23 protein-coding genes are annotated in these 26,077 nt (G+C 70.1%); 8 read left to right on the top strand and 15 right to left on the bottom strand.

Annotated elements, in window-relative coordinates; genetic code table 11:
- Positions 1 to 98: 98 nt before the first annotated feature.
- A complete protein-coding gene (rpsF, locus tag ABZ319_RS04705; RefSeq protein WP_354984946.1) occupies positions 99 to 389 on the bottom strand; it encodes a 30S ribosomal protein S6 in 291 nt (96 codons plus the stop codon).
- Positions 390 to 639: 250 nt separating this feature from the next.
- Between rpsF and ABZ319_RS04700 the strand changes: the two genes are divergently transcribed.
- Together ABZ319_RS04700 and ABZ319_RS04695 are read left to right on the top strand one after the other, a co-directional pair.
- Positions 640 to 1,974, top strand: coding sequence for a hypothetical protein (locus ABZ319_RS04700; protein ID WP_354985037.1), 1,335 nt, complete (start codon positions 640 to 642; stop codon positions 1,972 to 1,974).
- A 75-nt stretch (positions 1,975 to 2,049) separates the two neighbouring features.
- On the top strand, positions 2,050 to 3,015 hold the full coding sequence (locus ABZ319_RS04695; RefSeq protein WP_354984945.1) for a DUF389 domain-containing protein: 966 nt from the start codon (positions 2,050 to 2,052) through the stop codon (positions 3,013 to 3,015).
- A gap of 71 nt (positions 3,016 to 3,086) precedes the next feature.
- Here ABZ319_RS04695 and ABZ319_RS04690 read toward each other — a convergent pair whose 3' ends face one another.
- Positions 3,087 to 4,196: a DUF475 domain-containing protein gene (locus ABZ319_RS04690; RefSeq protein ID WP_354984944.1), complete on the bottom strand. Its 1,110-nt coding sequence runs from the start codon at positions 4,194 to 4,196 to the stop codon at positions 3,087 to 3,089.
- A gap of 137 nt (positions 4,197 to 4,333) precedes the next feature.
- The gene (locus ABZ319_RS04685; RefSeq protein WP_354984943.1) at positions 4,334 to 4,909 is read right to left on the bottom strand and encodes a TerD family protein; all 576 of its coding nucleotides are present in this window, start codon (positions 4,907 to 4,909) and stop codon (positions 4,334 to 4,336) included.
- 213 nt (positions 4,910 to 5,122) lie between these two features.
- On the opposite strand from ABZ319_RS04685, the gene ABZ319_RS04680 reads away from it, so the two are divergent.
- The 5 genes from ABZ319_RS04680 (at position 5,123) to ABZ319_RS04660 (ending at position 11,123) form a co-directional block, all read left to right on the top strand.
- Entirely contained in the window at positions 5,123 to 6,331 is a 1,209-nt protein-coding gene (locus tag ABZ319_RS04680; RefSeq protein WP_354984942.1) for a hypothetical protein, read from the top strand.
- 94 nt (positions 6,332 to 6,425) lie between these two features.
- Entirely contained in the window at positions 6,426 to 7,583 is a 1,158-nt protein-coding gene (locus ABZ319_RS04675; protein ID WP_354985036.1) for an HpcH/HpaI aldolase/citrate lyase family protein, read from the top strand.
- Positions 7,580 to 9,103, top strand: coding sequence for a phosphoribosyltransferase family protein (locus tag ABZ319_RS04670; protein ID WP_354984941.1), 1,524 nt, complete (start codon positions 7,580 to 7,582; stop codon positions 9,101 to 9,103). The genes ABZ319_RS04675 and ABZ319_RS04670 overlap by 4 nt, the downstream gene beginning before the upstream one ends.
- Before the next feature lie 55 nt (positions 9,104 to 9,158).
- Positions 9,159 to 10,274, top strand: coding sequence for a cysteine protease StiP family protein (locus ABZ319_RS04665; protein ID WP_354985035.1), 1,116 nt, complete (start codon positions 9,159 to 9,161; stop codon positions 10,272 to 10,274).
- The gene (locus ABZ319_RS04660; RefSeq protein ID WP_354984940.1) at positions 10,275 to 11,123 is read left to right on the top strand and encodes an HAD family hydrolase; all 849 of its coding nucleotides are present in this window, start codon (positions 10,275 to 10,277) and stop codon (positions 11,121 to 11,123) included.
- Positions 11,124 to 11,438: 315 nt separating this feature from the next.
- Here ABZ319_RS04660 and ABZ319_RS04655 read toward each other — a convergent pair whose 3' ends face one another.
- The 10 genes from ABZ319_RS04655 to ABZ319_RS04610 form a co-directional block, all read right to left on the bottom strand.
- Entirely contained in the window at positions 11,439 to 12,653 is a 1,215-nt protein-coding gene (locus ABZ319_RS04655) for an FAD-dependent oxidoreductase (RefSeq protein WP_354984939.1), read from the bottom strand.
- 53 nt (positions 12,654 to 12,706) lie between these two features.
- Complete coding sequence (gene sigJ, locus ABZ319_RS04650; RefSeq protein ID WP_354984938.1) at positions 12,707 to 13,651, bottom strand: RNA polymerase sigma factor SigJ; 945 nt, start codon at positions 13,649 to 13,651, stop codon at positions 12,707 to 12,709.
- Between the two features lie 61 nt (positions 13,652 to 13,712).
- On the bottom strand, positions 13,713 to 14,465 hold the full coding sequence (locus tag ABZ319_RS04645; protein ID WP_354984937.1) for an isocitrate lyase/phosphoenolpyruvate mutase family protein: 753 nt from the start codon (positions 14,463 to 14,465) through the stop codon (positions 13,713 to 13,715).
- A 91-nt stretch (positions 14,466 to 14,556) separates the two neighbouring features.
- Positions 14,557 to 15,363 (bottom strand): dihydroxyacetone kinase phosphoryl donor subunit DhaM, encoded by an 807-nt coding sequence (gene dhaM / locus ABZ319_RS04640; protein ID WP_354984936.1) that lies wholly within the window; start codon positions 15,361 to 15,363, stop codon positions 14,557 to 14,559.
- Positions 15,364 to 15,442: 79 nt separating this feature from the next.
- Complete coding sequence (locus tag ABZ319_RS04635; RefSeq protein ID WP_354984935.1) at positions 15,443 to 16,201, bottom strand: DAK2 domain-containing protein; 759 nt, start codon at positions 16,199 to 16,201, stop codon at positions 15,443 to 15,445.
- Complete coding sequence (dhaK, locus tag ABZ319_RS04630; protein ID WP_354984934.1) at positions 16,201 to 17,202, bottom strand: dihydroxyacetone kinase subunit DhaK; 1,002 nt, start codon at positions 17,200 to 17,202, stop codon at positions 16,201 to 16,203. Before dhaK ends, ABZ319_RS04635 begins: the two co-directional genes overlap by 1 nt.
- A gap of 136 nt (positions 17,203 to 17,338) precedes the next feature.
- A complete protein-coding gene (locus ABZ319_RS04625) occupies positions 17,339 to 18,085 on the bottom strand; it encodes a hypothetical protein (protein WP_354984933.1) in 747 nt (248 codons plus the stop codon).
- 80 nt (positions 18,086 to 18,165) lie between these two features.
- Positions 18,166 to 18,927 (bottom strand): AIM24 family protein, encoded by a 762-nt coding sequence (locus ABZ319_RS04620; protein ID WP_354984932.1) that lies wholly within the window; start codon positions 18,925 to 18,927, stop codon positions 18,166 to 18,168.
- 13 nt (positions 18,928 to 18,940) lie between these two features.
- Complete coding sequence (locus tag ABZ319_RS04615) at positions 18,941 to 19,651, bottom strand: AIM24 family protein (protein WP_354984931.1); 711 nt, start codon at positions 19,649 to 19,651, stop codon at positions 18,941 to 18,943.
- A 10-nt stretch (positions 19,652 to 19,661) separates the two neighbouring features.
- Positions 19,662 to 20,285, bottom strand: coding sequence for an AIM24 family protein (locus ABZ319_RS04610; protein WP_354984930.1), 624 nt, complete (start codon positions 20,283 to 20,285; stop codon positions 19,662 to 19,664).
- Between the two features lie 111 nt (positions 20,286 to 20,396).
- Here ABZ319_RS04610 and ABZ319_RS04605 point away from each other — a divergent pair, with 111 nt between their 5' ends.
- Entirely contained in the window at positions 20,397 to 21,770 is a 1,374-nt protein-coding gene (locus ABZ319_RS04605; RefSeq protein WP_354984929.1) for a TerD family protein, read from the top strand.
- Positions 21,771 to 21,895: 125 nt separating this feature from the next.
- Here the strand turns inward: ABZ319_RS04605 and ABZ319_RS04600 are convergent, their stop codons facing one another.
- A complete protein-coding gene (locus ABZ319_RS04600) occupies positions 21,896 to 23,476 on the bottom strand; it encodes a glycosyltransferase 87 family protein (RefSeq protein ID WP_354985034.1) in 1,581 nt (526 codons plus the stop codon).
- Between the two features lie 171 nt (positions 23,477 to 23,647).
- On the bottom strand, positions 23,648 to 25,993 hold the full coding sequence (locus ABZ319_RS04595; RefSeq protein WP_354985033.1) for a transglycosylase domain-containing protein: 2,346 nt from the start codon (positions 25,991 to 25,993) through the stop codon (positions 23,648 to 23,650).
- Between the last annotated feature and the right edge of the window lie 84 nt (positions 25,994 to 26,077).

The raw sequence follows: 26,077 nt of genomic DNA, 5'->3' as shown, positions 1-26,077 counted from the left end.
TCCTGCTATCCGGTGCAGTCCGCAGTGCACTCGCCTGTTGCGGTCAGCCTAGAGATAGGCACCGACCGTTTACGAGCGCACATGCGGGAGGACAGGACCTACTTCTTGCCGAGCCGCAGCACCTTGGTGCGCAGCACCGACTCGTTCAGGCCCAGCTGGCGATCCAGCTCGCTGACGGTGGCCGGTTCGGCGGTCAGCTTGACGATGGCGTAAATGCCTTCGGCCTGCTTGTTGATCTCGTAGGCGAGACGGCGCTTTCCCCAGATGTCGACGTTGTCGACCTTGCCGCCCTCTGTGCCGACCACGCCGAGCATGGTGTTCAGATTCGGGCCAACGGTGCGCTCGTCCTGACTCGGATCGAGAATAACCATCACTTCATAATGACGCACGGACCTCATCACCTCCTGTGGACTGTAAGACGGCCATGGACGATCCATGGCAGGAGGGTTCGTTGCGTCAGCAACCCGGCAAGGCTACATGAACCCGATCTGAGCTGCGAAATCGGGCTCCGGCTCGAGCTGACCCGGTCGTGACCGGCCGAAGCGGCTTAGGGTGGGGGCCATGTCGAACCGACCCGTCGCCGGTGCGCCGGTCGCCGGCCGCCGTGCGGGCGGACCCGGCGCGGCGGGCACGCCGCTAATGCTGTGGACGCTGCTGGCCTGCGCGTTCACCCTGTTGCTCGGCTATTTGAACAAGGCACGTTGTGCCGCCGCGCCTTTCGACGGCGCGGGCCGCAGCACCATTTTCGACAGCGTCAAGGATTCGGACGTCTGCTATTCCGACATCCAGTTCCTGTGGCTGGGCCGCGACATCGATCTGCACGTGTTCCCGTATCTGTCCGGCGGCATCACCCCGGACGGCGTCCTGACCGGCGGCGCCGTGGAGTACCCGGTGCTGAGCGGTGTGTTCATGTGGCTGGGCGCGCTGGGCGCCGGCGACGACGCGGTGTTCCTGCGCAATTCGGCGCTGTTGCTCGCGCCGTTCGCGCTGTTGACGGCGTATCTGCTGGTGCGCCTGGCCGGGCGCGCGGCGCTGCTGTGGGCGGCGGGCCCGCCGCTGGTGCTGTACGCCTTCCACAACTGGGAGCTGCCGGTGGTGTGCACGGCGGTCGCGGCGGTGTACGTGGTCGCGACCATGACCCGGTATTCGCTGCGCACGCGCGGCGTCATCGCCGCGGTGCTGCTCGGGATCGGCTTCTGCCTGAAGTTGTATCCGGGCATCTTCGTGCTGCCGCTGCTGCTGTACGTGCTGGTGGGTGAGCCCGCGCCGGGGGAGAATCCACGCGCCGCACGGCCTTTCGATGTGCGGGGGGCGTTCGCGGTGGCGGGTGCGGCGATCGGCACGGTGGTGGCGGTCAATCTGCCGTTCGCGCTGGCCGGGTACGAGGGCTGGCGGGCCTCGATCACGTTCCAGCAGTTGCGCCAGGCCGATATCACCACCAATTCGATCTGGTACTGGGGTCTGCGGCCGTTGTTCGGCACCGCCGCCGACTCCGAGTCCACGTTCCAGGATGTGGTGTCGGTGGCCTCGCCGGTGCTGGTGCTGGCCGCGTTCGCGCTGGCGGCGTGGCTCGGCTGGCGGCGGTATCTGCTCAACGGCTGGTATCCGTGGATCGGGGTCAGCGGCGCGATGCTGTGCGGATTCCTGCTGCTGCACAAGGTCCATTCACCGCAGTACACGCTGTGGCTGATTCCGTTCCTGGTGCTGCTGGAGGTCCCGTGGGGCCTGATCGCCGGGTATCTGCTCGCGGACGCGGCGATCGGCATCGGGGTGTTCCGGTATTTCTACGCGCTGGGCTCGGGGCGTTCGGCCCAGGTGATGGAGAACGTGGTGCAGTTCGGCGTCTGGGGGCGGGCGGCGCTGCTGGTGGTGTTCTTCTTCATGTTCGTGTGGGCGAAAGAGCGTGGGCCGCTGGGTGTTCGGGGCCGGGTCGTGTTCGCCGCGGAGCGGGAGCCCGCGCCCGCGCGCTTCTGATCCGGTACGCCCCGACATGCGCTCGGCGGGTGCCGAAGTCGCCGCGGGGCGGGTCGCGCGCGGCACACTGTGACGATGCTGCACTTGCGAACCATGGCTCCGGCCACCATGACCGCCGATATTCTCGCGGCGCTGGAGTGCGACGACGCGGTGACCGGGCTCGCGGTGTTCCGGGGCGCCGCCGTCCGCCCGGCCGGGGATCTGATCATGGCGCAGGTGGCCCGCGAAGCGGCGAACGACGTGATCCAGCGGCTTCGGGACCTGCGGGTGCATCAGGTCGGCAGTATCGAGATGGATCCGGTCGGAACCTGGTTGTCGCGCAGTGGTTTCGAGGCCGAGGTGCGCACCCCGGGCAGCAGCGCGGACGCGGTGGTGTGGGCGGAGGTGACGCAGCGGGCCTACGACGAGACCGAACTGAACTGGACGTTTCTGAGCTTTCTGACCCTGGCGACGGTCATCGCGAGTATCGCCATCGTGGTCGATTCCCAGATCCTGGTGGTCGGCGCGATGGTGCTCGGCCCGGAGTTCGGGCCGATCGCGGCGCTGGGGGTGGCGCTGGTGCGGCGTCGATTCGTGTTGTTGCAGCTGGCGATTCGCACCCTGGTGCTGGGTTTCGTGGTGGCGATCGGCCTGACCATCGTGCTGGCGCTGGTGGCGCGCGGGCTGGGCTGGATCACGCTGGCGGATGTGATCGGCCCGCGGCCGGGTACCGCGTTCATCTACACCCCCGACAAGTGGTCGTTCATCATCGGGGTGATCGCGGGCGCGGCGGGGGTGCTGGCCATCACCTCGGCGAAGTCGCTCGGTCTGGCGGGTGTGTTCATCTCGGTCACCACGGTTCCGGCGGCGGGCAATATCGCCCTGGGCGTGGCGTTCGGCGACGGTTCCACCATCTGGGGCAGTGTCGCGCAGTTGCTGTTGAACATCGGGGGAATGGCGTTGGCGGGCTGGCTCACCCTGGCGTTCCAGCAGGCGGTGTGGTCGCGGGTGTCGGTGCGGCGGGCCCGGCATCTGCGGTTGCCGCACCGGCGCATGCTCTGAGCGCCGGTGGCTGAACGACCGCGCCCGCCACGCGAATTCGCGTGACGGGCGCGGGGAAGAGCGTTCGGGGATCAGCCGACCGGGGTGACTTCCTTGTCGTTCACCGCATCCACCTCGTCGCCGTCCTCGCGGCGATTGCGCATGATGCTGGTGATGAAGGCCGCGCCGATGAAGGCGATGCCGATCAGGCCGGTGATCAGCTCGTTGACGTGCACGCCGATCGAGATGAACAGGATGGCGGCCAGGGCGCCGATGGCCCAGTGCGCGCCGTGCTCGAGGTACACGTACTCCGCGAGGGTGCCCTTGCGGACCAGGTACACGGTGATGGAACGCACGAACATGGCGCCGATCAGGCCCAGGCCCAGGGCGATGATGATCGGGTCCGAGGTGATGGCGAACGCGCCGATGACACCGTCGAAGGAGAAGGACGCGTCCAGGACCTCGAGGTAGAGGAACAGGAAGAAGCCCGCCTTGCCGGTGGCCTTCGCCAATTCCGAAGGCCCGCCGGACTTCGCGGCCGCTTCTTCGGCTTCCTCGGCCAGCTCCTCGGTGTGGAACATCGAGCCGAGGCCGTCGACGACGACGTAGACGACCAGGCCGAGCACGCCGGCGAACAGCACGGTGGAGCGGTGGTCGTCGTCGGCGATGTATTCGGCGGTGAGCAGGATCGTGACCAGGGTCAGCACGACGGCGAGCATGTCCAGCTTGCCGAGCTTGGCCAGCGGGCGCTCGAGCCAGCCGAGCCAGGTGATCTCGCGCTCTTCGAGGATGAAGTTCAGGAACAGCATCAGCAGGAACGCGCCGCCGAAGGAGGCGATCTGCGGATGCGCCGCGGTGAGCAGGGATTCGTAGGTGGGGCTGCCGTCGGTGGGCACGTTGAGTGCCAGGTCGAGGGCTTCCTTGGGGTTCAGGCCGGCGGTGATCCACACGATGGCGAGCGGGAAGACCAGGCGCATACCGAAGACGGCGATCAGGACGCCGATGGTAAGGAAGATCTTCTGCCAGAACTCGCTCATCCGTTGCAGGACGGTGGCATTGATGACCGCGTTATCGAACGACAGCGACACCTCGAGGATGCCCAGGATGGCGCACAGTGCCAGTGCTGTCGGTCCGCCATACACGAATGCCACCACAAGGGAGACCACCGTGATGACGAGGGAGAGGCCGAAAATACGCAACACTGGAGTGGGCCTTTCGTGAGCCGGATGCGTTCGGGTGGAGCTGTTTTACTGAGCGGGCGCTTGGCCGCACACCGCTGAATGCTCGCACGCGGGAGGCTCATGCGCCCGAGCCCCCCTGGCGCGACGGATTATTCGCCTCAGACCGTGACGCCGTAGTCGCGGGCGATGCCGGCCAGGCCGGAGGCGTAGCCCTGGCCGATGGCGCGGAACTTCCACTCGGCGCCGTTGCGGTAGAGCTCGCCGAAGACCATGGCGGTTTCGGTGGAGGCGTCCTCGCTCAGGTCGTAGCGGGCGAGTTCGGTGCCGTTGGCGCGGTCCACGACGCGGATGTACGCGTTGCGCACCTGGCCGAAGCTCTGGCTGCGCTGGTCCGCCTCGTAGATGGAGACGGGGAAGAAGATCGACTCGATGGTCGGGGGCGTGGCGGCGAGGTCGATGTTGATGACCTCGTCGTCGCCTTCGCCCTCGCCGGTGCGGTTGTCGCCGGCGTGCACGATGGCGCCCTCGGGCGAGGAGAGGTTGTTGAAGAAGACGAAGTGCTTGTCGGACACGACCTTCTTGTCGGCGCCGGTCGCGATGGCGCTCGCATCCAGGTCGAAGTCGGTCCCGGTGGTGGTCCGCAGATCCCAGCCCAGGCCGACCGACACGGCGGTCAGGTTCGGCGCCTGCTTGGTCAGCGAGACATTTCCGCCCTTGGACAAACTGACACCCATGCGGGGAATCCCTTCCGTTGGAAAGCGTTTTAGCGTTGTCGTATCGCGGCATGTCCGAATTGCCGGGTCCGCTAGCTAGACCCTAGTGGTTTCCCGTGGTGTTGTGCAGGAACAAGACGAGGACATCCCCCGGCACAACCCTGTCTCGCGACATGTCACCTGCGTTGATCGTCATAGTCGCCGCCGATGTGAACAGTTGCCTACCATCGGGGCGTGGCAGGCCGTAGGCGGGGATGGTTCGGCGGGCAGAGATCAGCCCGCAACGACGAATGGGTGCAGCAGGCCAGGCAGACGCTCACGGCGGCCTTCCTGGACATGGACCGCAGGCAGAGCATCGCCGAGGCGGCCGTGGCGGCGTCGGCGCAGGTCTTCCCCGAACGCGGGATGAGTGCGCGCTGGGAGCCGATCCGGGCGCGCTGCTATGACGCCGCGGGGGTCTATCTGGCCCTGACCGAGCGGCTGGACCAGGCCGAACGCACCGGCGGCACGGTGCCGCAGCAGGAGATCGACGCGTCCATCCGCCGGCTGGGCGACGCCGCGCGCGGGGTGGACGATTTCTATCGCGGTGAGCAGGCCCATCTCGAGCACGCCGTGGCGGTGTACGGGACGGTTCCGCAATTGGTTGCCCAGGTGCGTGCTGCGGCGGTGAGCGCGCGGCAGGCGGCCGACGCGTCCGCGTACGCGGGATACCCTTCCGTGCGCCAGTGCGCGCGGGCTGTGGATGAGGGTCTCGTCACACTCGAGGCCGCGGTGGCGGGTGCCGGGGCGGGGGTGGTGCGCGAGGCCGCGAGCAACCTCGAGGGGCGGACCCGGGAGCTGTCAAGGGCACTGGAAGACGCACCGGGCAAACAGCATTCGGCGACCACCGCGCTCGCCTCGGCGGGCACCCGATTGTCGGCCGCGCGGCACCGGGTCGAACGGGTGCCGCCGGCCCTGTCCGCCCTGCTCCGGGAGTTCAACGCTGCGAGTTCGGCGGATTTGGCCAACAATGAACGGGAAGCCCACCGAGAGATCGAAGCCGCAGCCGCGGAACTGACCCGGGCACGGGCCACGCTGCAGCAGGACGACCCGGAGCAAACACTTGATCTGACCACTTCAGCCCGCGGACATCTGGCCTCGGCAGAGGAACAGGCCGACGCCGTCACCGACCGGCTCGCCCTGCTGCGAGAGGTCCGTGCGAACCCGCAGGACCAAGCCAAGGCCGTACGGTTCAAGCTGCGCGACGCGCAGATGCTGGCGGTGAACCAGGGTCTGGTCGCCGAGTGGGGGTCGGTGCTGGATGCCCAGTCCGACCGGTTGGAACGAGTTTCCTCCGGTTTGGTGGGTCGGCATCCCGATTACTGGGCATACGTAACCGAGCTGGAAGCCATCACCGCGTTCATCGCCGGGGTGGTGGATCGAATGAGAAACACCGAGAAATAGACCGACCGACCAGAAGGAGGAACGGGGCACGATGACCGCGACCATCACCACCTATCCGGAAGTCGCCCCCGTCTCACTGCACAAGCGGCAGCCGATGCGGCACTTCCGCCAGGTCCCCGGACCCGAGCTACGCCTGCTGTTCCACCGCCTGCCCGAGCCCTTCGGCGACTGCGCCGACCGCGACACCCTGGCCATGGCGCTGGGCGCGACCCTGTACGTCCCCGCCACCCGTGCGGATCTGACCGCCACCATCGTGCGGCGCGCCCAGGGCGGGGTCTGCTCGATGGTCATCGACCTCGAGGACGCGGTCGCCGATCACGAGGTCGAGTTCGCCAAGGGCCAGGCCGCGGCCACGCTCAACGAGCTCGGCGCGGGCACCGACATGTACCCGCTGCTGTTCGTGCGCGTGCGCGACGCGGCCTCGATCGGTGAGATCGTGGACCGGCTCGGCACGGGCGCGCGGGTGCTCACCGGCTTCGTCTTCCCCAAGTTCGACAGCGGCAGCGGCGGTGAATACCTCGACGCGCTGGCCGCGGCCTCGCAGCGGCTGGGCCGCACCCTGTTCGGCATGCCGGTGCTCGAGTCCCCGGCGCTGGTGCATCGCCAGACCCGCGACAGCGAACTGCATCGCATCCGGGACCTGCTCACCGAGCATCGCGATCAGGTGCTCGCGGTGCGCATCGGGGCCACCGACATGTGCTCCACCTTCGGCATCCGGCGCGACCGCGACCTGACCATCTACGACGTGCGCGTGGTCGCCGACGTCATCGCCGACATCGTGAACTACCTGGGCCGCACCGACGGCACCGGCTTCATCATCACCGGGCCGGTGTGGGAGTACTTCGCCGACCACGAGCGCATGTTCCGGCCGCAGCTGCGCACCTCGCCGTTCCTCGAGCACGACGCGGTGCCGTTCCGGCAGTACCTGGTCAGCCGGGACCTGGACGGCCTGCTGCGCGAGATCGCGCTGGACCGCGCCAACGGCATCCAGGGCAAGACCGTCATCCATCCCTCGCACGTGGCCGTGGTGCACGCGCTGTCGGTGGTGACGCACGAGGAGTACTCCGACGCCCTGGACATCCTGCGCGAGGACGGGGGCGGCGTGGCCGCCTCGGAGTACCGCAACAAGATGAACGAGATGCGCCCGCACCGCAGCTGGGCGCACCAAACCCTGCTGCGCGCACGGGTATTCGGCGTCACCAACAAGGGAGTGTCCTTCGTGGATCTGCTCAAGGCGCTGGTCGCCTCGTGACCGGCGCGAGCGAGACGATCGGCGAACTGCCCTGGGCCACCCGCGAACTCGGCCTCGGCGTGCGGCACGGCGAGAGCGCCACGCCCGCGGACCCCGCGCTCGACGGGGTCGACTGGCTGGTCCCGGATCTCATCGAACCCGGTCTCAGACACAATAATCCGCGTCGCGCGCACCTGCTGATCTCGACCGTGCTCGGCAAACACCTGCCCACCGACCCGCACCGGGTGATCGCCGCCGCGAACAGCCTGGGCGATCTGGTGCTCGAGGTGCTCGCCCCGGCCGCCGCCGCCCCCGGCCCGGCCGTCGGGACCGACACCGGCCCGGCCCCCGATGCCGCGGTCGCCGCTGCGGCCCGCTCCGCGAGAACCAGTGCGGCCGCCGAACCGGCTGCCGCACAGCTCGATTCGACCCCGATCCCCGCCGTGGTGCTGGGCTTCGCCGAGACCGCGACCGGCCTCGGGCACGGCGTCGCCGCCCGCATCGGCGCGGCCTGCTACCTGCACTCCACGCGCCGCGACGTCCCCACCGCGCAGACCCTCACCGGATTCGAGGAGGGGCACTCGCACGCCACCTCGCACCTGCTGCAGCCCGCGCCCGCCGAGATCTTCCTGAACAGCCTGCCCATGGTGCTGGTCGACGACGAGATCTCCACCGGCGCGACCGCGCTGGACGCGATCCGCTCGCTGCACGAGTTCACCCCGCGCACGCACTACGTGCTGGCCTCGCTGGTGGACATGCGCACCGAGGACGACAGGGCCGCCTTCGAGAAGGCCGCGGCCGAGCTCGGCGCGCGGATCGACACCGTCTGCCTCGCATCGGGGGAGACCCTGCTGCCCGACCGTCTGGTGGAGTCGGTGGCCGCGCTGCCCGCGCCGGAACTGAACCCGGTCGCCGAGGTCCCCGGCCACGTCGCCCGCATCGAACTGCCCTGGCCCGCCGACGTTCCCGAAGGCGGACGGCACGGCATCCTGGACTCGGACACGCCCGCGTTCGACGCCGCGCTGGCCGCGACCGCCGCCACCCTCTGGCGCGAACTCGACGCCCTCGCGTGGGCGAGCGTGGACCCCGAGCGGGGCGGCAGCCCGCGCCCGGTCATCGTGCTCGGGCACGAGGAGTTCATGTATCTGCCGCTGCGCCTGGCGGCCGCGCTCGCCGACAGCGGCGTGCCCACCCGCTACCAGACCACCACCCGCTCACCGGCGTACGTGCTGGACGAGCCCGGCTACCCGCTGCGCCGCGGCTTCCGCTTCACCGCACCCGAACCCGACGACGTGCCGCGCTTCGTCTACAACGCGCGGTGGCCCGAACCGGCCGCGGCCGACCCGATCCTGCTGGTCGTGGTCGACGAACCGGGCGACACCGACCGCCTGTACTCCGGCGGCGGCCTCATCGACGTGCTGACCGCCTCGGGCGCCGATGTCGTGGTCGCGGTGCTGCCCGCCGCCGATCCCCGCGCCCTCGCCGCCGCCCGCACCGCGTCCCCCGCCGCACCCGAATTCGATTCGCCGACCGGAGAATAGACAGAACCTGATGACCGCACCGGACTCCGATTCCACCCCGACATCCGCCCGCACCCTGCCCGAACCGCTGCGCGGACCCGAGTTCGGGTCCTACGCGCCGGACGAGGTCGTCTGGCTGCTCAAGGATCTGTCCGCGGTGGACCTGGAAGCCGATGTGGCCGAACGGGAGAGCCGGATCCAGGCGGGTGAGGCGCACTACGCCGAATCGCTGCCCGTGGAGTACCAGCCCGACGCGGCCTATCGCGAACTGTTCGACAAGGTCCTGGCCGAGAGCGCCGAGCGGCTGGCCCTCGCGGTGGCGACCGTCGCCGAACTGGTGGTCGCCGAGCGCGGTGACGACGTGGTGCTGGTGTCGCTGGCGCGCGCGGGCACCCCGATCGGCGTGCTCATGCGGCGCTGGCTGGCCCGGCGGACGCCGAGCCTGGACGTGCCGCACTACGCGGTCTCCATCGTGCGCGACCGCGGCATCGACGCGGTGGCACTGGATTACCTTGCCGCGCATCACGATCCCGCCGACATCGTCTTCGTGGACGGCTGGACCGGCAAGGGCGCGATCACCCACGAGCTCGCCGACGCCCTGGACGCCTACGCCGCCGCCGGTGGCGCGCGCTTCGACCCGGACCTGGCCGTGCTCGCCGATCCCGGCGCGTGCGTGCGCACCTACGGCACCCGCGACGACTTCCTGATCGCCTCGGCCTGCCTCAATTCCACGGTCTCGGGCCTGGTGTCGCGCACCGTGCTCAACGACACCCTGATCGGGCCGGGCGATTTCCACGGCGCGAAGTTCTACGCCGAACTCGCCGCCGACGATGTCTCGGGCAAACTGCTGGAGGCGGTCACCGCCGCCTTCGACACGATCCATCCCCGGGTCGCCGCGCAGGTCGCCGAGCTGCGCGCCGCCGACCGCAGCCCGACCTGGGCCGGGTGGGCCTCGGTGGAGCAGGTGCGCGCGGCGTACGGCATCTCCAGCGTCAATTTCGTGAAACCCGGTGTGGGCGAGACGACCCGGGTGCTGCTGCGCCGGGTACCGTGGCGGGTGCTGGTCCGCGAGGCCGACGCTCCCGAGCACGCCCATATCCGCATGCTCGCCGCCGCTCGCGATGTTCCCGTCGAGGTGGTTCCGGACCTGGCCTATGCGTGCATGGGTTTGATCAAGGATGTGAAGAAGTAAATGGTGGACCGAAGACGACTATCGCGTCGAACCACGCTCATCGCGACCGACCTCGATCGCACCATGATCTACTCCCGCAACGCCTTCGGCGCGGACCCCGGGCTGACCACGGTGTGCGTGGAACACCTCGAGGGCGCGCCGCTGTCCTACATGACCACCGACGCCGCCGACCGCATGCGCATGCTGACCGCGCCGGCGGCGGTCATCCCCACCACCACCCGGACCATCAAGCAGTTCAACCGGATTCGACTACCCGGCGCCCCCTGGCGCTACGCCATCACCACCAACGGGGGCAACATCCTGCACAACGGCATCCCCGACATGCGCTGGCGGATAGACATCGACGCCGAGGTGCGCGCCACCAGCGCCACCCTCTCGCAGGTCAATGCCGAACTGCGGTCCCGCATTTCCGATTCCTTCGTCAAGAAGTTCCGCGTCGCGGATCACCTGTTCAACTACCTGGTGGTGGACGTGGCCACCCTGCCCGCGGACTTCCTGGCCGAATGGGACGCCTGGTGCCGCCCGCGCGGCTGGTCCGCCTCCCAGCAGGGCCGCAAGATCTACACGATGCCGATCGCGGTCTGCAAGAGCCGCGCGGTCGCCGAGGTACGCCGCCGCCTGATCGATTCGGGCGAACTGGATCCGGGCGCGCTGACCCTGGCCGCCGGTGACGGCGCACTGGACGCGGAAATGCTGCGATCGGCCGACTCGGCCATCCGCCCCCGCCACGGCGAACTGGAACTGCTGGAGTTCACCCACCCGAACCTGACCGTCACCCACGCCGCCGGCATCCGCGCGGGCGAGGAGATCCTGGACTGGTTCCTGGCGGCCGCGCCCGAGGCCGCCTGAGCGACAGGCGAACTCGGCGTCCGGCGCGGCCGGGCGTGGAACGCCGGGTATCGATCGGCCCTCTCCGAGCGCCTGATCGACATCGCGCCCGTGTTGGACCGGTCATGCGCGGGCCTGCGAGGAGTACCGGCCCGCCGGACTCGATCCGCCGACGCACTCACTCCGCGTCGCGCGTGCGCGCGAACGAGGGAGCACTGCGAGCCGGTCGCCCGGGATCCCGGGCAACCGGGCCGAGTTCGACGGTCGGTCGACGAGTGCGAAGGCGGCGACCGGCGGAAAGTCGCCGCCGCACGTCGAGATTCGACTGTGCCCGCATCACCCGGCGGCCGGTGCGGGTGCCGCGGCGGTGACCACGATCCGCCGGCGGCGGCTCGGCGCCATCAGCGTGGGATGCCGCACGCTCCACGCCGCGCCCGTGCAGATCAGCTCCTTGATCCGCGCGCCCATACGGCCCGTGACCACCTTGGTCTTCGGCTCGTCCTCCGGCGTCACCTCCTGCACGACGGCATCGCGGCGGCCCAGGCTGATGCACTGGCTGCGGTAGCCGATCGGCGCCTCGGGCACCGGGCGCCCGGTCAGTCGCGCGGCGAGCGCGTCCGCGCCCTGCCAGGCCATGGGTGAGGCCGTGGCGCAACCCATCCGGAGCGCCTTGCCGCCGATCGCGATGGCGCGCGCGGCATCCCCGACCGCGTACACGTCCGGGTGCGACACCGAGCGCATGGTGCCGTCGACGACGATCTGCCCGCTCTCGGACACCTCGAGGGTGGTGGCGGCCGCAATGGGGTGTACGGCGAAACCCGCTGTCCAGATGGTCATCTCGGCGGGGAGGTGGCCGCCGGCGCCGGTGGTGACCCCGTCCGCCTGGACCGCGGTGACGGCGACGCCCTCGTGCAGGGTGATGCCGAACCGGTCGAACGCGGTGCGCAGATGCCGCTGGGCCTTCTCGTCCAGCCAGTCGCCGACGCCGCCGCGCGCGACCATGGCGACCGTGAGATCCGGCCGGGCCTCGGCGATTTCGGTGGCGGCCTCGATGGCGGTCAGGCCGCCGCCGACGACCAGCACCCGCGCGCCCGCGCCCAGCTCGGCCAGGCGGTCCCGAACCCGCAGCGCCGCGTGCTTTCCGGCCACGTTGTGGGCGTATTCGGCCACGCCGGGGACGCCGAAGTCGGCGACGGCGCTGCCGAGGGCGTAGACCAGGGTGTCGTAGTCCAGGGTCGCCCCGCCCCGCTCATCGGTGACGGCGACGGTCTTGCGCTGGGCGTCGACCGCGGTGACCCGGGCCCGGCGCACGTGCACGCCGGTGCCCTCGAAGATCGTACGCAGCGGGCGGTTTCGCAGTTCCTGACCGGTGGCGAGCTGGTGCATCCGCACCCGCTCCACGAAGTCGGCGTCGGCGTTGACCAGGGTGATCTCGACGTCGTCGCGATGCAGGCGCTTGGCCAGGCGGCCGGCGGTGATGGCTCCGGCGTATCCGGCGCCCAGGACGACGATGCGGTGCTTCATGGTGAGCTCCTTCGCTGTTGTGCTCACCTCCTGAACCGGACAGCCCCGGGATCCCTGACAAGAATCCGATGTGATCCGGGTCACCAGTTCCCGATGGCGGCCGGGCGGGCCTCGGCGACCGCCCACCGCCGCGCCACGCGGCCGAGTTTGTCCGGGTTGACCTGGATCTGAATGCCGGTCACCTCGGCCCCGTTCGTTTCCAGGGTGATCAGCCCGTACACCCTGCCGCCCGCCTCGACCAGCAGCGCCGGAGCGCCGTTGACCACCACGGCGTAGAAGTACGGGGTGGCCCCGGCGTAGGCGCGTTTGGCGGTCGTGGGCCGGAACAGGTGGCTGATGTAGCGCGCGATGGCGTCCGCCCCGAGCACCGGGGTCCGGCGCGCGGCGACCGCGCTGCCACCGTCCGCGACACTGATCGCGTCCGCGGCGAGCAGCCGCACCAGCGGTTCGGTGTTCCCGCTCAGGGCCGCGGCCAGGAATTCCTCGATGACCCGGCGGGCCGCCGCGGCGTCGACCTCGGTGCGGGCGCGATCGGAGGCCGCGTGCTGTTTGGCGCGGCGATAGAGCTGCTGGCAATGGGATTCGGTCAGGTCGAGCAACTCGGCGATCTCGCGATGCGAATATCCGAACGCCTCGCGCAGCACGTACACCACGCGCTCGTTGGGGGAGAGCCGTTCCATGACCGCGAGCATCGCCAGCGACACCGACTCCCGCTGTTCGGCGGTGTCGGCGGGACCGAGCATGCGGTCCCCGGCCAGCACCGGCTCGGGCAGCCACTGCCCGACATAGGTCTCGCGCCGGGCCCGCGCCGAGGTGAGCTGATTGAGGCAGATGTTCGTGAGCACCTTGGTCAGCCACGCCTCGGGCGTCTCGATCCAGCTCCGATCGGCCGCGTGCCAGCGCAGGTAGGTGTCCTGCACCGCGTCCTCGGCATCACCCGCCGAGCCGAGCAGCCGGTAGGCGATCGCCTCGAGGCGGCCCCGGCTGCTCTCGAACAGATCGGCTTCGGCGGTGCTCAACGACATGACCCCATCGTCGGTCATGTGCCCGGTGCACGGCCACCCACCCCGGCGCGCGCCGGGGCGCTCAGCCCCAGCGCCCGAGCAGGCTCGTGGCCGCGGCGGTCAGCGACCGCTGCAGGAACGGCCCGAAACTGACCCGGGCCACACCCAATTCGGCGAAGTGCGCGCGATCGCCCTTGTCCGGCATGCCGATGGCGTTGACCGGCAGCGGCAGCTCCTCGCACAGCCGGCGCTGCACGTCGGGCTCGTGGAAGCCGACCGGGTACAGCACATCGGCCCCCGCGGCGGCGGCGAGCGTCATCCGCTCGATCGCGGCTGCGAACCGCTCCTCCGGGGTGCCGGTGTCGGGTCGCATGAACACGTCGGTGCGGGCGTTGATGACCAGGTGCACCCCGGCGGATTCGGCGGCCCGGCGCAGTTCGCCCACCAGGTCGGCGTGCTCCTGCGGCGTGCGCAGCCGCCCGCCCTCGCCGTGCACGGTGTCCTCGATGTTGAGCCCGATCGCGCCCGCCTCCAGCAGCCCGTTCACCAGCTCGTCCGCTTTCAGTCCGTACCCGGACTCGATGTCCACCGACACCGGCAGCTCGACCGCGGCGGTGATCTCCCGGATCCGCCCGGTCACGTCGCTGAACGCCATCCCCTCCTGATCCTGCTTGCCCAGCGAATCCGCCAGCGGATGGCTACCGACGGTCAGCCCCCCGAAACCGGCCTCCTGCACCAGCTTCGCCGACCAGGCATCCCACACCGTCGGCAGAATCGCCGGATCCCCCGGCTTGTGAAGTTCGAGAAACGTCGCGGCTTTCTGCTGCAAACTCATACCCCGATCCTGCCCCCGTTCGCCCGGATGCGAAAGGCGGCGCAGCGCAACGCCCGAAACGGGCCCGCGCGCGTGGGTGTGGGGCCGGGGGCTACGGGCGGGTGGCGATGGCGCGGACCCGGTCGACCGCGGTCATGGCGGCGGGGCCGGTCGCGGTCACCTCCAGGCGGTGGCCCGCGCGCACGTCGAGGGTCAACAGGGAGGTGAGGCTGGTGGCGGGGACCGGGCCCGCGCCGGTGGTGGCGTTGCGCAGGCGCACGACGGCGTCCAGGGTCCGCAGGGCGGCAACGAGTTCGGCGGCGGGGCGCGCGTGCAGGCCGTGTGCGCCGGTGACGTCGAAGACCGCGGCGGCCTGCGCCTGAACCGCTGTCCGGTCCATGTCGGCCGCCGCGGTGCAGGCCGCGGCGGTGGTTGCTGGAAGCGTTGCGGTGCCGAGTGTTTCGGTTGTGGCCGAGTGATCGCGCGACACGGCGTCGCCCCGCCCGGCCGTGCCGCCGGTGTCCGTGAGCTGAATGCGCTTGGCGTCCAGGGCCTGATCGGCCGCCGCCGCGACTTCGTCCAGGGACGCACCGCCGCTCGCGGTGGCCAGTGCCGCGACCAAGCCCTCGACCAGCGGTGCGGCGGAGAGGCGCACGCTGATCGTGGGCTCGAGCAGTTCCAGGGCGGTGTCGGCGGACAGCACCGCGCTGCCCAGATCCATCAGCACCAGCACCCCGTCCCCGGAGTCCGCGGCGGCGATGGCCTGGGCGACCGACTCGGCGTCGGTACCCAGCTCGTTCCCGTACGACCCCGCCGCCATCTCGATCCGAATCGACTGCGCGGGCAGCAGTCCGACCGCCAGCTCCACCGCGGCCCGGGCCAGCGCCCGGCTGTGCGAGACCACCACCAGCCCGATCATCGCCCCGCCCCGCGCCGGGCCCACGCCGCCGTACCGATCGCGACGGCGTGCCGCGGCACGCCCGCCCCCGGCCCGCCGGTCATCGCACCGCCCCACGGGCCGCCCGCACCAACAGCACGGCGCTCGTCGCGCCCGGATCCTGGTGTCCCGCACTGCGTTCGCCCAGGTAGGACGCCCGGCCTTTCCGCGCGACCATGGGAATGGTCGCCGCGCAGCCCGATTCGGCCGCTTCCGTCGCGGCGGCGAGAGCTTCGGCCTCGGTCGCGCCTGCCGCGGCCAGTTCGTCCAGCGCGGCGGCGGCGGGCAGCAGCGCGTCGAGCATGGTCTTGTCCCCGGCCGCGGCCTTCCCCCGTGCGATCACTCCCTCGACCCCGGCCCGGAACGCGCGCGCGAACCCGGCCGTGCTCGACTCTGTCGTGCCGGGTGCGACGGCGCCCGTATCGCGCGTTCCCGAGTCGGTGGCGCTCGAATCCGTTGTCCCGCCTTGGACGTCGGTCGAAGCTCCGCCCGCCGCGGCGGCGGCGCGCGGACCGCCCGAGCCGCCGTTGTCGGCGCCCTCGGAATCCGCCGCACCGAGGCGCAGGAAGAAGGTCCCGTACAGCGGCCCGGCCGCTCCGCCCACCGCGCGGATCAGAGTCATGGCCGTATGCCGATAGACCCCCGCGGCCGTGCCGGGGGTGGACTCGTCCAGTTCGGCCACCGCGGCCGCCAATCCGCGCCGCAGATTCGTTCCGTGGTCGGCGTCCCCGATCGCGGCGTCGAGGTCGGTCAGTTCCGCCTCGTGCGCCAGCACCAGGCGGGCGAACTCGTGCACCCAGACCGTCGCGTCGACCGCCATCACATGCCCCAGCGCAGCGCGGGAGTGCGTACGGGATAGTCCCACAGCGCCGTCAGTTCGTCGTCGAGCCTGGTCAGGGTGACCGAGCAGCCCGCCATGTCCAGGGAGGTGATGTACGAACCCACCAGCGAGCGCGCGATCTCGATCCCGTGCCCGCGCAGGATGCGGGACACCTCGTCGAACATCAGATACAGCTCCAGCAGCGGCGTCCCGCCCATCCCGTTGAGCAGGCACAGCACCCGATCACCGCGCCGGAACGGCAGATCCGCCAGCAGCGGTTCCACCAGCAGCCCCGCCACCTCGTGCGCGGGAGCCAGGGGCAGCCGCTGCCGCCCCGGCTCGCCGTGTATCCCGATGCCCAATTCCATGTCGTCCGGGCCCAATTCGAAGGTGGGCCTGCCGACCGCGGGCACCGTGCACGAGGTCAGGGCCACGCCCATGCTGCGTGAATCCGCGCTGACCCGGGTCGCGATCCCGGCCACCTCGGCCAGGGTGCGGCGCTGTTCGGCCGCCGCCCCGGCGATCTTCTCCAGCACCACCGTGGCTCCCACCCCGCGCCGCCCGGCGGTGTAGAGGCTGTCCTGCACCGCCACATCGTCGTTCACCACCACCGCCAGCACCTCGATGCCGGTCTCGGCGGCCGCGAGTTCGGCGGCCATCTCGAAGTTCATGACGTCGCCGGTGTAGTTCTTGACGATGTGCAGCACCCCCGCGCCCCCGTCCACGGCGGCGGTGGCGGCCAGGATCTGATCGGGCACCGGCGAGGTGAAGATCTCCCCGGCGCAGGCGGCGTCGAGCATGCCCGGCCCGACGAAGCCCGCGTGCAGCGGTTCGTGCCCCGACCCGCCGCCGGACACCAGCCCGACCTTGCCCGGCACCGGCGCGTCGGCGCGCGCCACCACCCGCTGCTTCGCGTCGACCCGCAGGTCGGGATGGGCCGCGGCCATGCCGGCGAGCGCCGCGTCGACCACCTCGGCCGGATCGTTGATGAGCTTCTTCACCGACTACTCCCTCCGCGGGGACGGTTCGAATCCACTGCAGCCAGACTCGCACCCGGCCTCGTCCGGGATGGGCGTTTCGGGCTATATCCGGCCGGCGGGCGCGGCGGTCCGCAGTCGGCCCGGGAGCCGCCGGACGCTAGTCCGCCCGCTCGGGCGCCAGATCCTCTTCCAGCGACCGAGCCAGTTCGATATCGGTCACCAGCTGCACCATCAGATCCCGCAGCTCGCAGTCGGGCAGGTGATGCGCGGCGAATTCGAAGGGCTCGGACACGTCCAGCCCCCCGCGCGTGGCCTCCAGGATCACCCACGGAATGCCCACGTCGGCCACCCCCAGCCGATCGCGGACCAGATCGGCGGTGTCGTCGATGAGCCCGGTGCGCCGTGCCACCGCCGCGGTCATCTGATCGTCGAGTTCGGCGCGCCGGCGTTCCAGCGCCCCCAGGTCCGCGTCGAACTCCTGCGTCACCGTGGTGCGCACGCTGCCGTCGTCGAACACCTGGAAGCCCTCGTTGACAGCCGTTGTGCCGAGCGCGATCTCGGATTCGGCCAGGGTGGGCAGGGTGCGGAGGCAGTCGAGCACCGCGTCCAGGGCCACCACCAGCCGATCGCGAATGTCGCGGCGGTGCACCAGCTCTCTCTCGGCCTCCGCGCGCTCGCCCAGCACCTGCTCCACGGCCCGGCCGATCTGGAAGGCCATGGCCGTGGACTCCGGCGCCCACCCGCCCTCGGGCACGTACTCGCCTTCGCCGGGGGTGATGGTGTCGAGGAAGGCGTTCACCGCGTCGAGCAGGTCCTCCAGCTGGGCGCGGGACACGGCGGAGTGCCGGAAGGCACGCAGATACTGTTCGTGCGCTTGTCCGGGATCGACCTCTCCGTCGCTCACGAAACCGATACTGCCATGCGCGAGTGACGGACCGGCGCAATGGCAGCAAACATCTGGCGTGCCCTGTCGAGTGTGGGTGCTCAGTACCCCTGCTGCTGTCCCAGCTGCGCCATGATCGTGCTCTGGATCTGCTGCAGCCCGCCGGGGGTGACCCCGCTCTGCAACTGGCCCTCGATCGAGCGCACCAGATGCGAGTCGTCCATGACCTTCTCGCTCGACTGGATCAGCACGGTGCCCGCGCCGGTGAAGTCGAACTGCCGCTCCTCGCCCGAATTCACGCCGAATCGCGCCGCACCGGCGGCCAGGAAACTCGACACCCAGCGCTGGTCGTAGTGATGACTCGGAGACGGGCAATCCGCCCAGCCGACCAGCGATTCCGGGTCCACCCGCAGGGGCGGCTCGGCGAACATGACCGGTCCGTTGGAGGAGGCGAGGAACTTGCCGGTGCCGATCAGCGTGAGGAAGCCCGGCACGATCGACTGGTTCAGCGACAGCTCCGGTTCGAACGCCAGCAAATTCGCGGCACGAACCGTGAGATTGCCGTTGTCGAGGTCGTAGGAGTTGATGTCGTAGCCGCGGTCACCGATGATCAGCTTGCCGTGGCCCTCGGCCACCACGTAGTCACTGGTGAACAGCGGCGCCGAGAACTGCTGCGACACCATGTGCAGCAGCCCGCCCTGCAGGCCGTGCGTGAGCGCCCGGAACTCCATCTGCCCGTAGTAGGCGATCATGGCGCCCCGCCGCATGAACCACGGCTTGCGCAGGTCGATGCAGTACGCGTAGCTGTTGTTCGGAATATTGTCGCTGTCACCGAGATTCGTCGGGTTCAGGATCTGGCTCATGGCTCTTCAGACCTCACAACTTCTGCTCGGACGCCTGCACGTACACCACGCCCTGACCGACGCAATGCAGCTGCATGGCCTCGCCGGACCCCTTGCCGACCGCGTCGCGCCAGCTCAGCGCCGACTTCAACTCGGTCTGCACATTGCCGTAGGCCGCCACGAACGCCTGCGGATCGACCACCACCGGGTACTGCCCGCCCACGGGCAACTCGATGAAGCCGCCGTGGCCCAGCAGCACCGCGCTGCCCTGACCGGAGATCTGCGTGGTGAACATGCCCGCGCCGGTGAGCACACCGGCCGCCGCGCCGCGGATCGCGCCCATCAGGCCGCCGCCGCGCCCACCGCCGCCGCCCCCGCCGCCGGAACTGGCGACCGACACGATCGAGGTCTGCAGCCCGGCCGAATTGGCCAGCAGCCGTGAGGCTTCCACCCGCAGTACCGCGCCCGGCTGCATGTGCACGACCTGGGTCTCGAGACCCGCGAAACCGTAGTGCACCTCGCCGTTGCCCTGGGCCAGCATGGTGCGCTCGTGCTCACCGGCCATCATGCGACCGGCCATGCCCGCGATTCCGCCCATCCCGCCCATGCCGCTCGCACCGGGCACCTGGTGCGGGGAGAAGGACACATCACCGGTGTAGAAGAGCATCGACCCGGTGCGTGCGACCACGCCCCCGGCCTGGCCCACGTGGACCTTGACGACCTTCGCGTTCACCTGTTCGAACATCGCGCGCCCCTCACCGCTCGGCAGGCTGGATCAACACCAGTCCCTGCCCGTCCCAGCGCAGCGAGAACGCCTCGCCGCTGCCCTGTCCCATGACGCCGCGCCACGAAACATCGGTCACGAACGACTGATTCAGGTTGCCGCGCGCCGCCACGAACGCATCCGGATCCACCACCAGCGGGTACTGCGGCGACACCTCCAGATGGATGAGCGGCCCGCCCGCCGACAGCAGCGCCACCTGCCCGACCCCGCTCACCTTGGTGGTGAACAGGCCCGCGCCGGTCGACGCGCCGCGCAGTCCCGCGAACGACACGTCGGTGCGCAGGTTCCCGGCGAATGCCAGCAACTGCTGCGACTCCACCTGCAGGGTCTCGTTGTTGAGATCCACCACGGTGACGTGCTGACCGTTGACCGCGAAGAAGACCCGGCCGTTGCCGGTGCATTCCATGAGCGAGAGTTGCTCGCCGGTCGCGCGGCGCTTCATGCCGGCCAGAATGCCGTCGCCGCCGCCGAACCCGGCGCTCTTGAACTGGACGTTGCCTTCATAGGCGACCATGGACCCCGAAATCGCCCGGATGCTCGTCCCGGCGAGATGGGCCTCGATCACCTTTTTTGACTTCTCGAAAAGCTGTGCCATCCATGCCCCGTACTCGAACTGTGCGGTAACCCTAACCGATCATGTCGGCGGCTGGGGTGCCCGATTTCTCGTAGAGTGGCAGCGACAGCACCGGCAAGCGAAGGGTCGATCTTGTCTGCAGCTTTGGTGAAGGGCCAGAACGGCCCTTTGAATACGAACGACGTGGTGATCAGCGTACAGATCGCCGCACCCGCGGACCTATCCGCACTGCTGGTCACCGAAAGCGGGAAGGTCCGCACGGACGCCGATTTCGTCTTCTTCAATCAGCCCAGCGGCCCCGGGGTGAACCTGCAGCCCGGCCCCGGCGGGCAGCCCGCCGCCCTGATGATCTCGCTGGCCGCGGTGCCCGCGGACATCGCCCAGATCCGCGCGGTCATCACCCTGGACGATCCGGGCAACAACTTCGGCCGCATCACCGCCCCGGTCGCCGTGGTCTCGGACAGCGCGGGCAACACCCTGTTCGAGTACCGGGTCGAGGGCCTGAACACCGAATCCATCGTCATCGCGCTCGAGGTGTACCGCCGCCAGGGCGCGTGGAAGGTGCGCGCGGTCGGACAGGGCTACGCCGGCGGATTCGCCGCGCTGGTCACCGATCACGGCGTCCAGGTGAACGCGCCGCAGCAGCCCGCGGCCCCGGCGCAACCCGAGCAGTACGCCCCGTCCGGTGGATATCCGCCGCCGGCCGACCAGTACGGGCAGTCCGGCGGGTACCCGCCGCCCGCGGATCAGTACGGGCAGTCCGGTGGATATCCGCCGCCCGCAGACCAATTCGCGCCGACCGGCGGCTACCCGCCCCCGGGCGGCGGCGCGCCCGGCTACCCGCCGCCGGGCGGGGGCTACGCGCCGCCGCCGCCGCCGGCTCCGGCGCAGGCGCCCTCGATGTCCAAGGACCTGCCGCGCGATCACGCGGTCAGCCTGGTCAAGGGCCAGAGCGTCAATCTCCGCAAGGAGGGCGGCGCGGCGCTGACCTACGTGAAGATGGGCCTGGGCTGGGATCCGGTCAAGCGCGGCGGCATCTTCGGAAACCGGGCCGTGGACATCGATCTGGACGCGTCGGTGGTGATGTTCGCCGACACCGCTCCGGTCGACGTCGTCTACTACGGCAGCCTCGCCTCCAAGGACGGCTCGATCCGCCACCAGGGCGACAACCTCACCGGCGAGGGCGCGGGCGACGACGAGGTCATCCTGGTCGACCTCACCCGCATCCCCACCCACGTCACCTCGCTGCTGTTCGTGGTCACCTCCTACAAGGGCCACACCTTCGAACAGGTGGCGAACGCGTTCTGCCGCTTGATCGACGGCGGCAACAACGCCGAACTGGCGCGCTACACCCTGGCCGGCGGCATGCCGTTCACCGCCATGGTCATGGCCAAGGTGTACCGCAACGGCAACGGCGCGGACTGGAAGATGGAAGCCCTCGGCGAGGGCTTCCAGGCCAAGCATCCGGGCGAGGCGGTGCCGCAGCTGGCGCGTTTCCTGGGCTGAGCTCTCCTCGGCCCGCCGAACAGCGAAAGACCCCGTGCCTCGAAAGAAGCACGGGGTCTTTGCTATTCACGATTCGGCGGGCCACAACGGCGGGTGTCGGTACCCGTGTCCCGCGCTACCGGGCGCTAGGTGGCCGGCGCGGCGGCCCGCGGCCGCAGCAGCGCGGGCAGCGGGGAGCGGACGGGATCGGGTACGTGGTTCAGCACCCCGCCGATCGGATCGTCCATCCCGTCCCGGCGCACCGGATCCTCCTCGGGGTGATAGATCTGGCGAATCACCAGGGCGCACAGGATGACCACGGCGATGTCGCGGATCGCGACCGTGCCGGTGAACCACTGCTCGGGCAGACCCTTCTTGTCGGTGCCCAGGTAGTAGTACATGCGCGGCGCCCAGACCAGGGCGTCGATCGTCATCCAGGCCAGCAGCACCCGGCGCTGCGGCAGCGCCAGCACGGCGAGCGGGATCAGCCACAGCGAATACTGCGGGCTCCACACCTTGTTGGTGAGCAGGAACGCCGCCACCACCAGAAAGGCCAACTGCGCCAGGCGCGGTCGCCGCGCGGCGGTCAGGCCGATCCAGCCGATGCCCGCGCAGACCGCCAGGAACAGCAGCAGCGACACCGCGTTCAGCACCGACGGCGTCTCGCGCGCGCCGAGCACGCCGTCGAAACCCGTCCAGCCGGTGAAGGAGCTGATCACGTTGTAGATCGAATCCGGATCCGCGTGCCGTTCGGTGTTGAGCCGGAAGAACTCCCACCAACCCCGGGGATACAGCACGGCGATGGGCGCGTTCACGGTCAGCCAGGTGATCGCGGCGGCCGCGATCGCGGCACCGGCCGCGCGCAGCGATCGCAGCCCGCCCCACAGCGGATCGTCGTCGTCGCCGAAGCGCGCGGTGCGCAGGCACAGCACCAGGATCGGGCCGAGCAGCAGCAGCGGATACAGCTTGGCGGCGCCGCCCAACCCCAGCAGCACGCCCGCCAGCACCGGCCGCCGCCGCGACCAGGCCAGCAGCCCGCCCGCCGCGAAAGCCGTTGCCAGGGTGTCGAAATTGGTGAACGCGTGCACCAGCACCAGCGGGGAGAGCGCCATCAGCGCCACATCCCAGATCCGCCGGCCCGCCAGCAGCGCCGAGGCCCAGATGGTCACCAGCCACGCGATGGCCAGGCCGAAAGCGACCACGTTGAAGTAGATGACCACCTCGAGCGCACCCGGCAGCGCGGACTGCTTCCACGCCTTCGCGATGCCCATGGCGGTGTACTGGTACAGGCCCGACACCACCGGGTACTCCATGTACCGGGCCTGCGGCATACCGTCGCCGCCGAAGTCCATCCACTGCTTCTTGTACGGGAACGCGCCCTGATCCAGGCGTTCGGCGCCGTACAGCGGCACCGTGTCCGAGTAGCACATGGCCACGTACTGGCGGCCGTCGTTCCAGTCCAGCCCCAGCACGCCGTTCTCGTCGGGCGCCTGCTGAATACAGGCCGCCTTCCCGAACCAGCTCAGCGCCAGGAAGACCAGGGTGAACGCGAACAGCACCCGCATGGGCGTCCAGAACCGCACCCGCCCGATCACCGCGTGATCGCCGACCGGCCCGCCGATCAGATCGCACAGCTGCGCGGTGAGGGTGTCGGTGCGACTGGGCTTGTCGCGATCGTCCACCGAGCGCAGGTCCACCGCGAGCGGGGCGGGCGACTCGTAGAGCACCGCGCCCGGCTCGGCCGCCGCGCCGGGGTGCACGGCGCCCGCGGTGTCGTCGCCGTGCCCGCTCCCCGTCGCACCCGAATCGCCGTCCCGGTCGTATTCGGGTGCGCGACCGGCCGACTCGCTGTCCGCGTCCCGCCGGCGCCCCACTCCCTGCTCGATCACGACCCGAGGCTACCGACTCCTGGTCGGTGCGCCGCCGTTGCCGTTGCCGTTGCCGCCGTTCCCGTTTCCATTTCCGTTGCCGTTCCCGCCCGCGCCGGGCGTGGTGGTCAGCGGCGAACCGTCGGACGGCGCGACCGGCTGCCCGGGCAGCGGACCCTCACCGGAGTTCTCCGACGTGGTCGACGGCACCGCCCGCTGCTGGTTCTGCGGATTGGGCGCCAGACCCGGGACCGGAATGGTGATGCCCGGCAGGATCTCGACCTGGCTCTGGGTGATGACGGGCGGCAGGATCGGGGAATCCTCGGTCGAGGGCGCGGTGTACGGCGCGGACCAGGACGGCACGCCGGCCTGGCCGCCGATGGCCGCGGGCTTGGGGAACGACTCGTTCTGCGTGCCCTTGAGCGCGCCGTCCATCGTCTTCTTCCAGATGTCCGACGGCAGACCGGAACCGTAGACCGGGCCGCCGTTGGCGTTGACCAGCTTGTCGCCCTGTTCGGTACCCACCCATACCGCGGTGGCCAGCGACGGGGTGTAGCCGACCATCCAGGCGTCGCGGTTCGCGCCGGTGTCGCCGAGCTGGTGGGTGCCGGTCTTGGCCGCGGAGTCCCGGTTGCCCGAGAGGTTGTGGTTGCGCGACCAGGCCGCGATGGGCTTCATGGCGGCGGTGACGTTGTCCGCGACCGCGGCCGAGACCCGCTGCTCGCCCGCGGTTTCGCCGCGATCGAGCAGGACGGTGCCGTCCGAGGTGGTGACCTTCTGCACGAAATGCGGTGCGCGGTAGACGCCCGAGGCCGCCAGGGTGGCGTACGCGGAGGCCATGTCCAGCGGCCGCACCTGGTACTGGCCGAGCACGACGCCGTTGTTGGGGCCGTTGCCGTCCGGTTCGGTCAGCGTCTTGCCAACGCCCGGAATCGATTCCGGGATGCCGAGCTTGTGCGCCATGTCGGCGATCTTCTGCGGGCCGTCGCCGGGCATGTCCAGCATCATGCGGTAGAAGCTGGTGTTCAGCGAGCGCTTGAGGGCCTCGGCGATGGTGCACATGCCGCACTGCTCGCCCTCGACGTTCGTGATCTTGATGCCGTTGACGGTGACCGCCGAGGAGTCGTACAGCGTGGACAGCGGCTTGCCCATCTCCAGGTTCTCGGCCAGGCCGAACACCTTGAAGGACGAACCCGCGGGCAGCCCGGCGTTGGCGAAGTCGAAGCCCTGACCGTCGGTGCCGCCGTAGTAGGCCGCCACCGCGCCGGTCTTGGGATCGACCGAGACCACCGCGGTGCGCAGGTTCTCGGGCTCACCGTCCATGACGTTGGTGACCGCGTCGATCGCGGCCTGCTGCGCCTGCGGATTCAGCGTGGTGGTGATCGAGAGGCCCTCGGTGTTCAGCTCGCGCTGGGTGATGCCCGCGGCCTCGAGCTCGGTGAGCACCTGGGTCTTGATCAGGCCCTCCGGACCCGAGTCCAGATCCTCGTTCTGCGCGGACTGGGCGGCCGGAACCACATCCGGGAACACCATTCCCGCGCGTTCGGCGGCCGCGAGGTTGCCACCGCTCACCATGCCGTCCAGGACGTAGTTCCAGCGCTGTTCGGCGCCCTTGCGGTTCTTCTCCGGGTCCAGGTTGGACGGCTGCTGGATGACCGCCGCCAGCACCGCGCCCTCGGACACGGTCAGTTCGGTGACCGGCTTGCCGTAGTACGCCTTGGCCGCGGCGTCGATGCCGTACGCGCCGCGACCGAAGTAGATGGTGTTCAGGTACGCGGTGAGGATGTCGTCCTTGGACCATTGCCGCGCCATCTTGGCCGAGATCACCAGCTCGCGCAGCTTACGGGTCAGCGAGCGCTCGTTGCCGACCATCGCGTTCTTCACGTACTGCTGGGTGATGGTGGAACCACCACCGGCGCTTTCCTTACCGGTCAGGTTGTCCCAGAACGCGCGGCCGAAGCCCTTCATCGAGAAGCCGGGGTTGGTGTAGAAGTCCCGGTCCTCGGCCGCGATCACCGAGTTGCGCACGTGCGGCGGAATCTGGTCGATGCTCACGTCGGTGCGGTTGCCCTCGGGGGGAACCACTTTCGACAGCACCGAGGTGCCGTCGGACATGTAGATGGTGGCCACCTGGTTGGTCTTGAGGTCGCCCGGGCGCGGCACGTTCACCCCGGAGTACGCCACCAGGAAGGCGGTGCTGGGCACCAGGATGGCAACGGCCATCAGGATGTAGCAGACGCGGCGAACCGTGCGCCACGTCGACTTCTGCTTGGGGCGGCGGCCTTTTCCGCCCGCACCGCCCGAACCCTCGCCACCGGGACGCCGCGGCGGTGGTCCGCCCGGGGTGTCACCGGCCGGTCGGCGGCTCGCCGGAATCGCGCCGGACGGCGGCCGGGTGCGGTCGTCGGCCGGGCGCGGGCGGGTGGCGGTGCCGCCACCGGCCGCACCGGCGCCCACGCC

It is taken from the genome of Nocardia sp. NPDC005978, from assembly GCF_040614455.1.
Lineage (GTDB): Bacteria > Actinomycetota > Actinomycetes > Mycobacteriales > Mycobacteriaceae > Nocardia.
Note: the sequence above shows the minus strand (reverse complement) of the source record. Positions and strands in the feature narration are given on the sequence as shown.

Excerpts from the sequence above, each read along its gene's own strand:
- ABZ319_RS04700 (WP_354985037.1), top strand. The coding sequence starts at position 640 with ATGCTGTGGACGCTGCTGGCCTGCGCGTTCACCCTGTTGCTCGGCTAT.
- ABZ319_RS04695 (WP_354984945.1), top strand. The coding sequence starts at position 2,050 with ATGCTGCACTTGCGAACCATGGCTCCGGCCACCATGACCGCCGATATT.
- ABZ319_RS04685 (WP_354984943.1), bottom strand. The coding sequence starts at position 4,909 with ATGGGTGTCAGTTTGTCCAAGGGCGGAAATGTCTCGCTGACCAAGCAG.
- ABZ319_RS04675 (WP_354985036.1), top strand. The coding sequence starts at position 6,426 with ATGCGGCACTTCCGCCAGGTCCCCGGACCCGAGCTACGCCTGCTGTTC.
- ABZ319_RS04660 (WP_354984940.1), top strand. The coding sequence starts at position 10,275 with ATGGTGGACCGAAGACGACTATCGCGTCGAACCACGCTCATCGCGACC.
- sigJ (WP_354984938.1), bottom strand. The coding sequence starts at position 13,651 with ATGTCGTTGAGCACCGCCGAAGCCGATCTGTTCGAGAGCAGCCGGGGC.
- ABZ319_RS04645 (WP_354984937.1), bottom strand. The coding sequence starts at position 14,465 with ATGAGTTTGCAGCAGAAAGCCGCGACGTTTCTCGAACTTCACAAGCCG.
- dhaM (WP_354984936.1), bottom strand. The coding sequence starts at position 15,363 with ATGATCGGGCTGGTGGTGGTCTCGCACAGCCGGGCGCTGGCCCGGGCC.
- ABZ319_RS04635 (WP_354984935.1), bottom strand. The coding sequence starts at position 16,201 with ATGGCGGTCGACGCGACGGTCTGGGTGCACGAGTTCGCCCGCCTGGTG.
- ABZ319_RS04620 (WP_354984932.1), bottom strand. The coding sequence starts at position 18,927 with ATGAGCCAGATCCTGAACCCGACGAATCTCGGTGACAGCGACAATATT.
- ABZ319_RS04615 (WP_354984931.1), bottom strand. The coding sequence starts at position 19,651 with ATGTTCGAACAGGTGAACGCGAAGGTCGTCAAGGTCCACGTGGGCCAG.
- ABZ319_RS04610 (WP_354984930.1), bottom strand. The coding sequence starts at position 20,285 with ATGGCACAGCTTTTCGAGAAGTCAAAAAAGGTGATCGAGGCCCATCTC.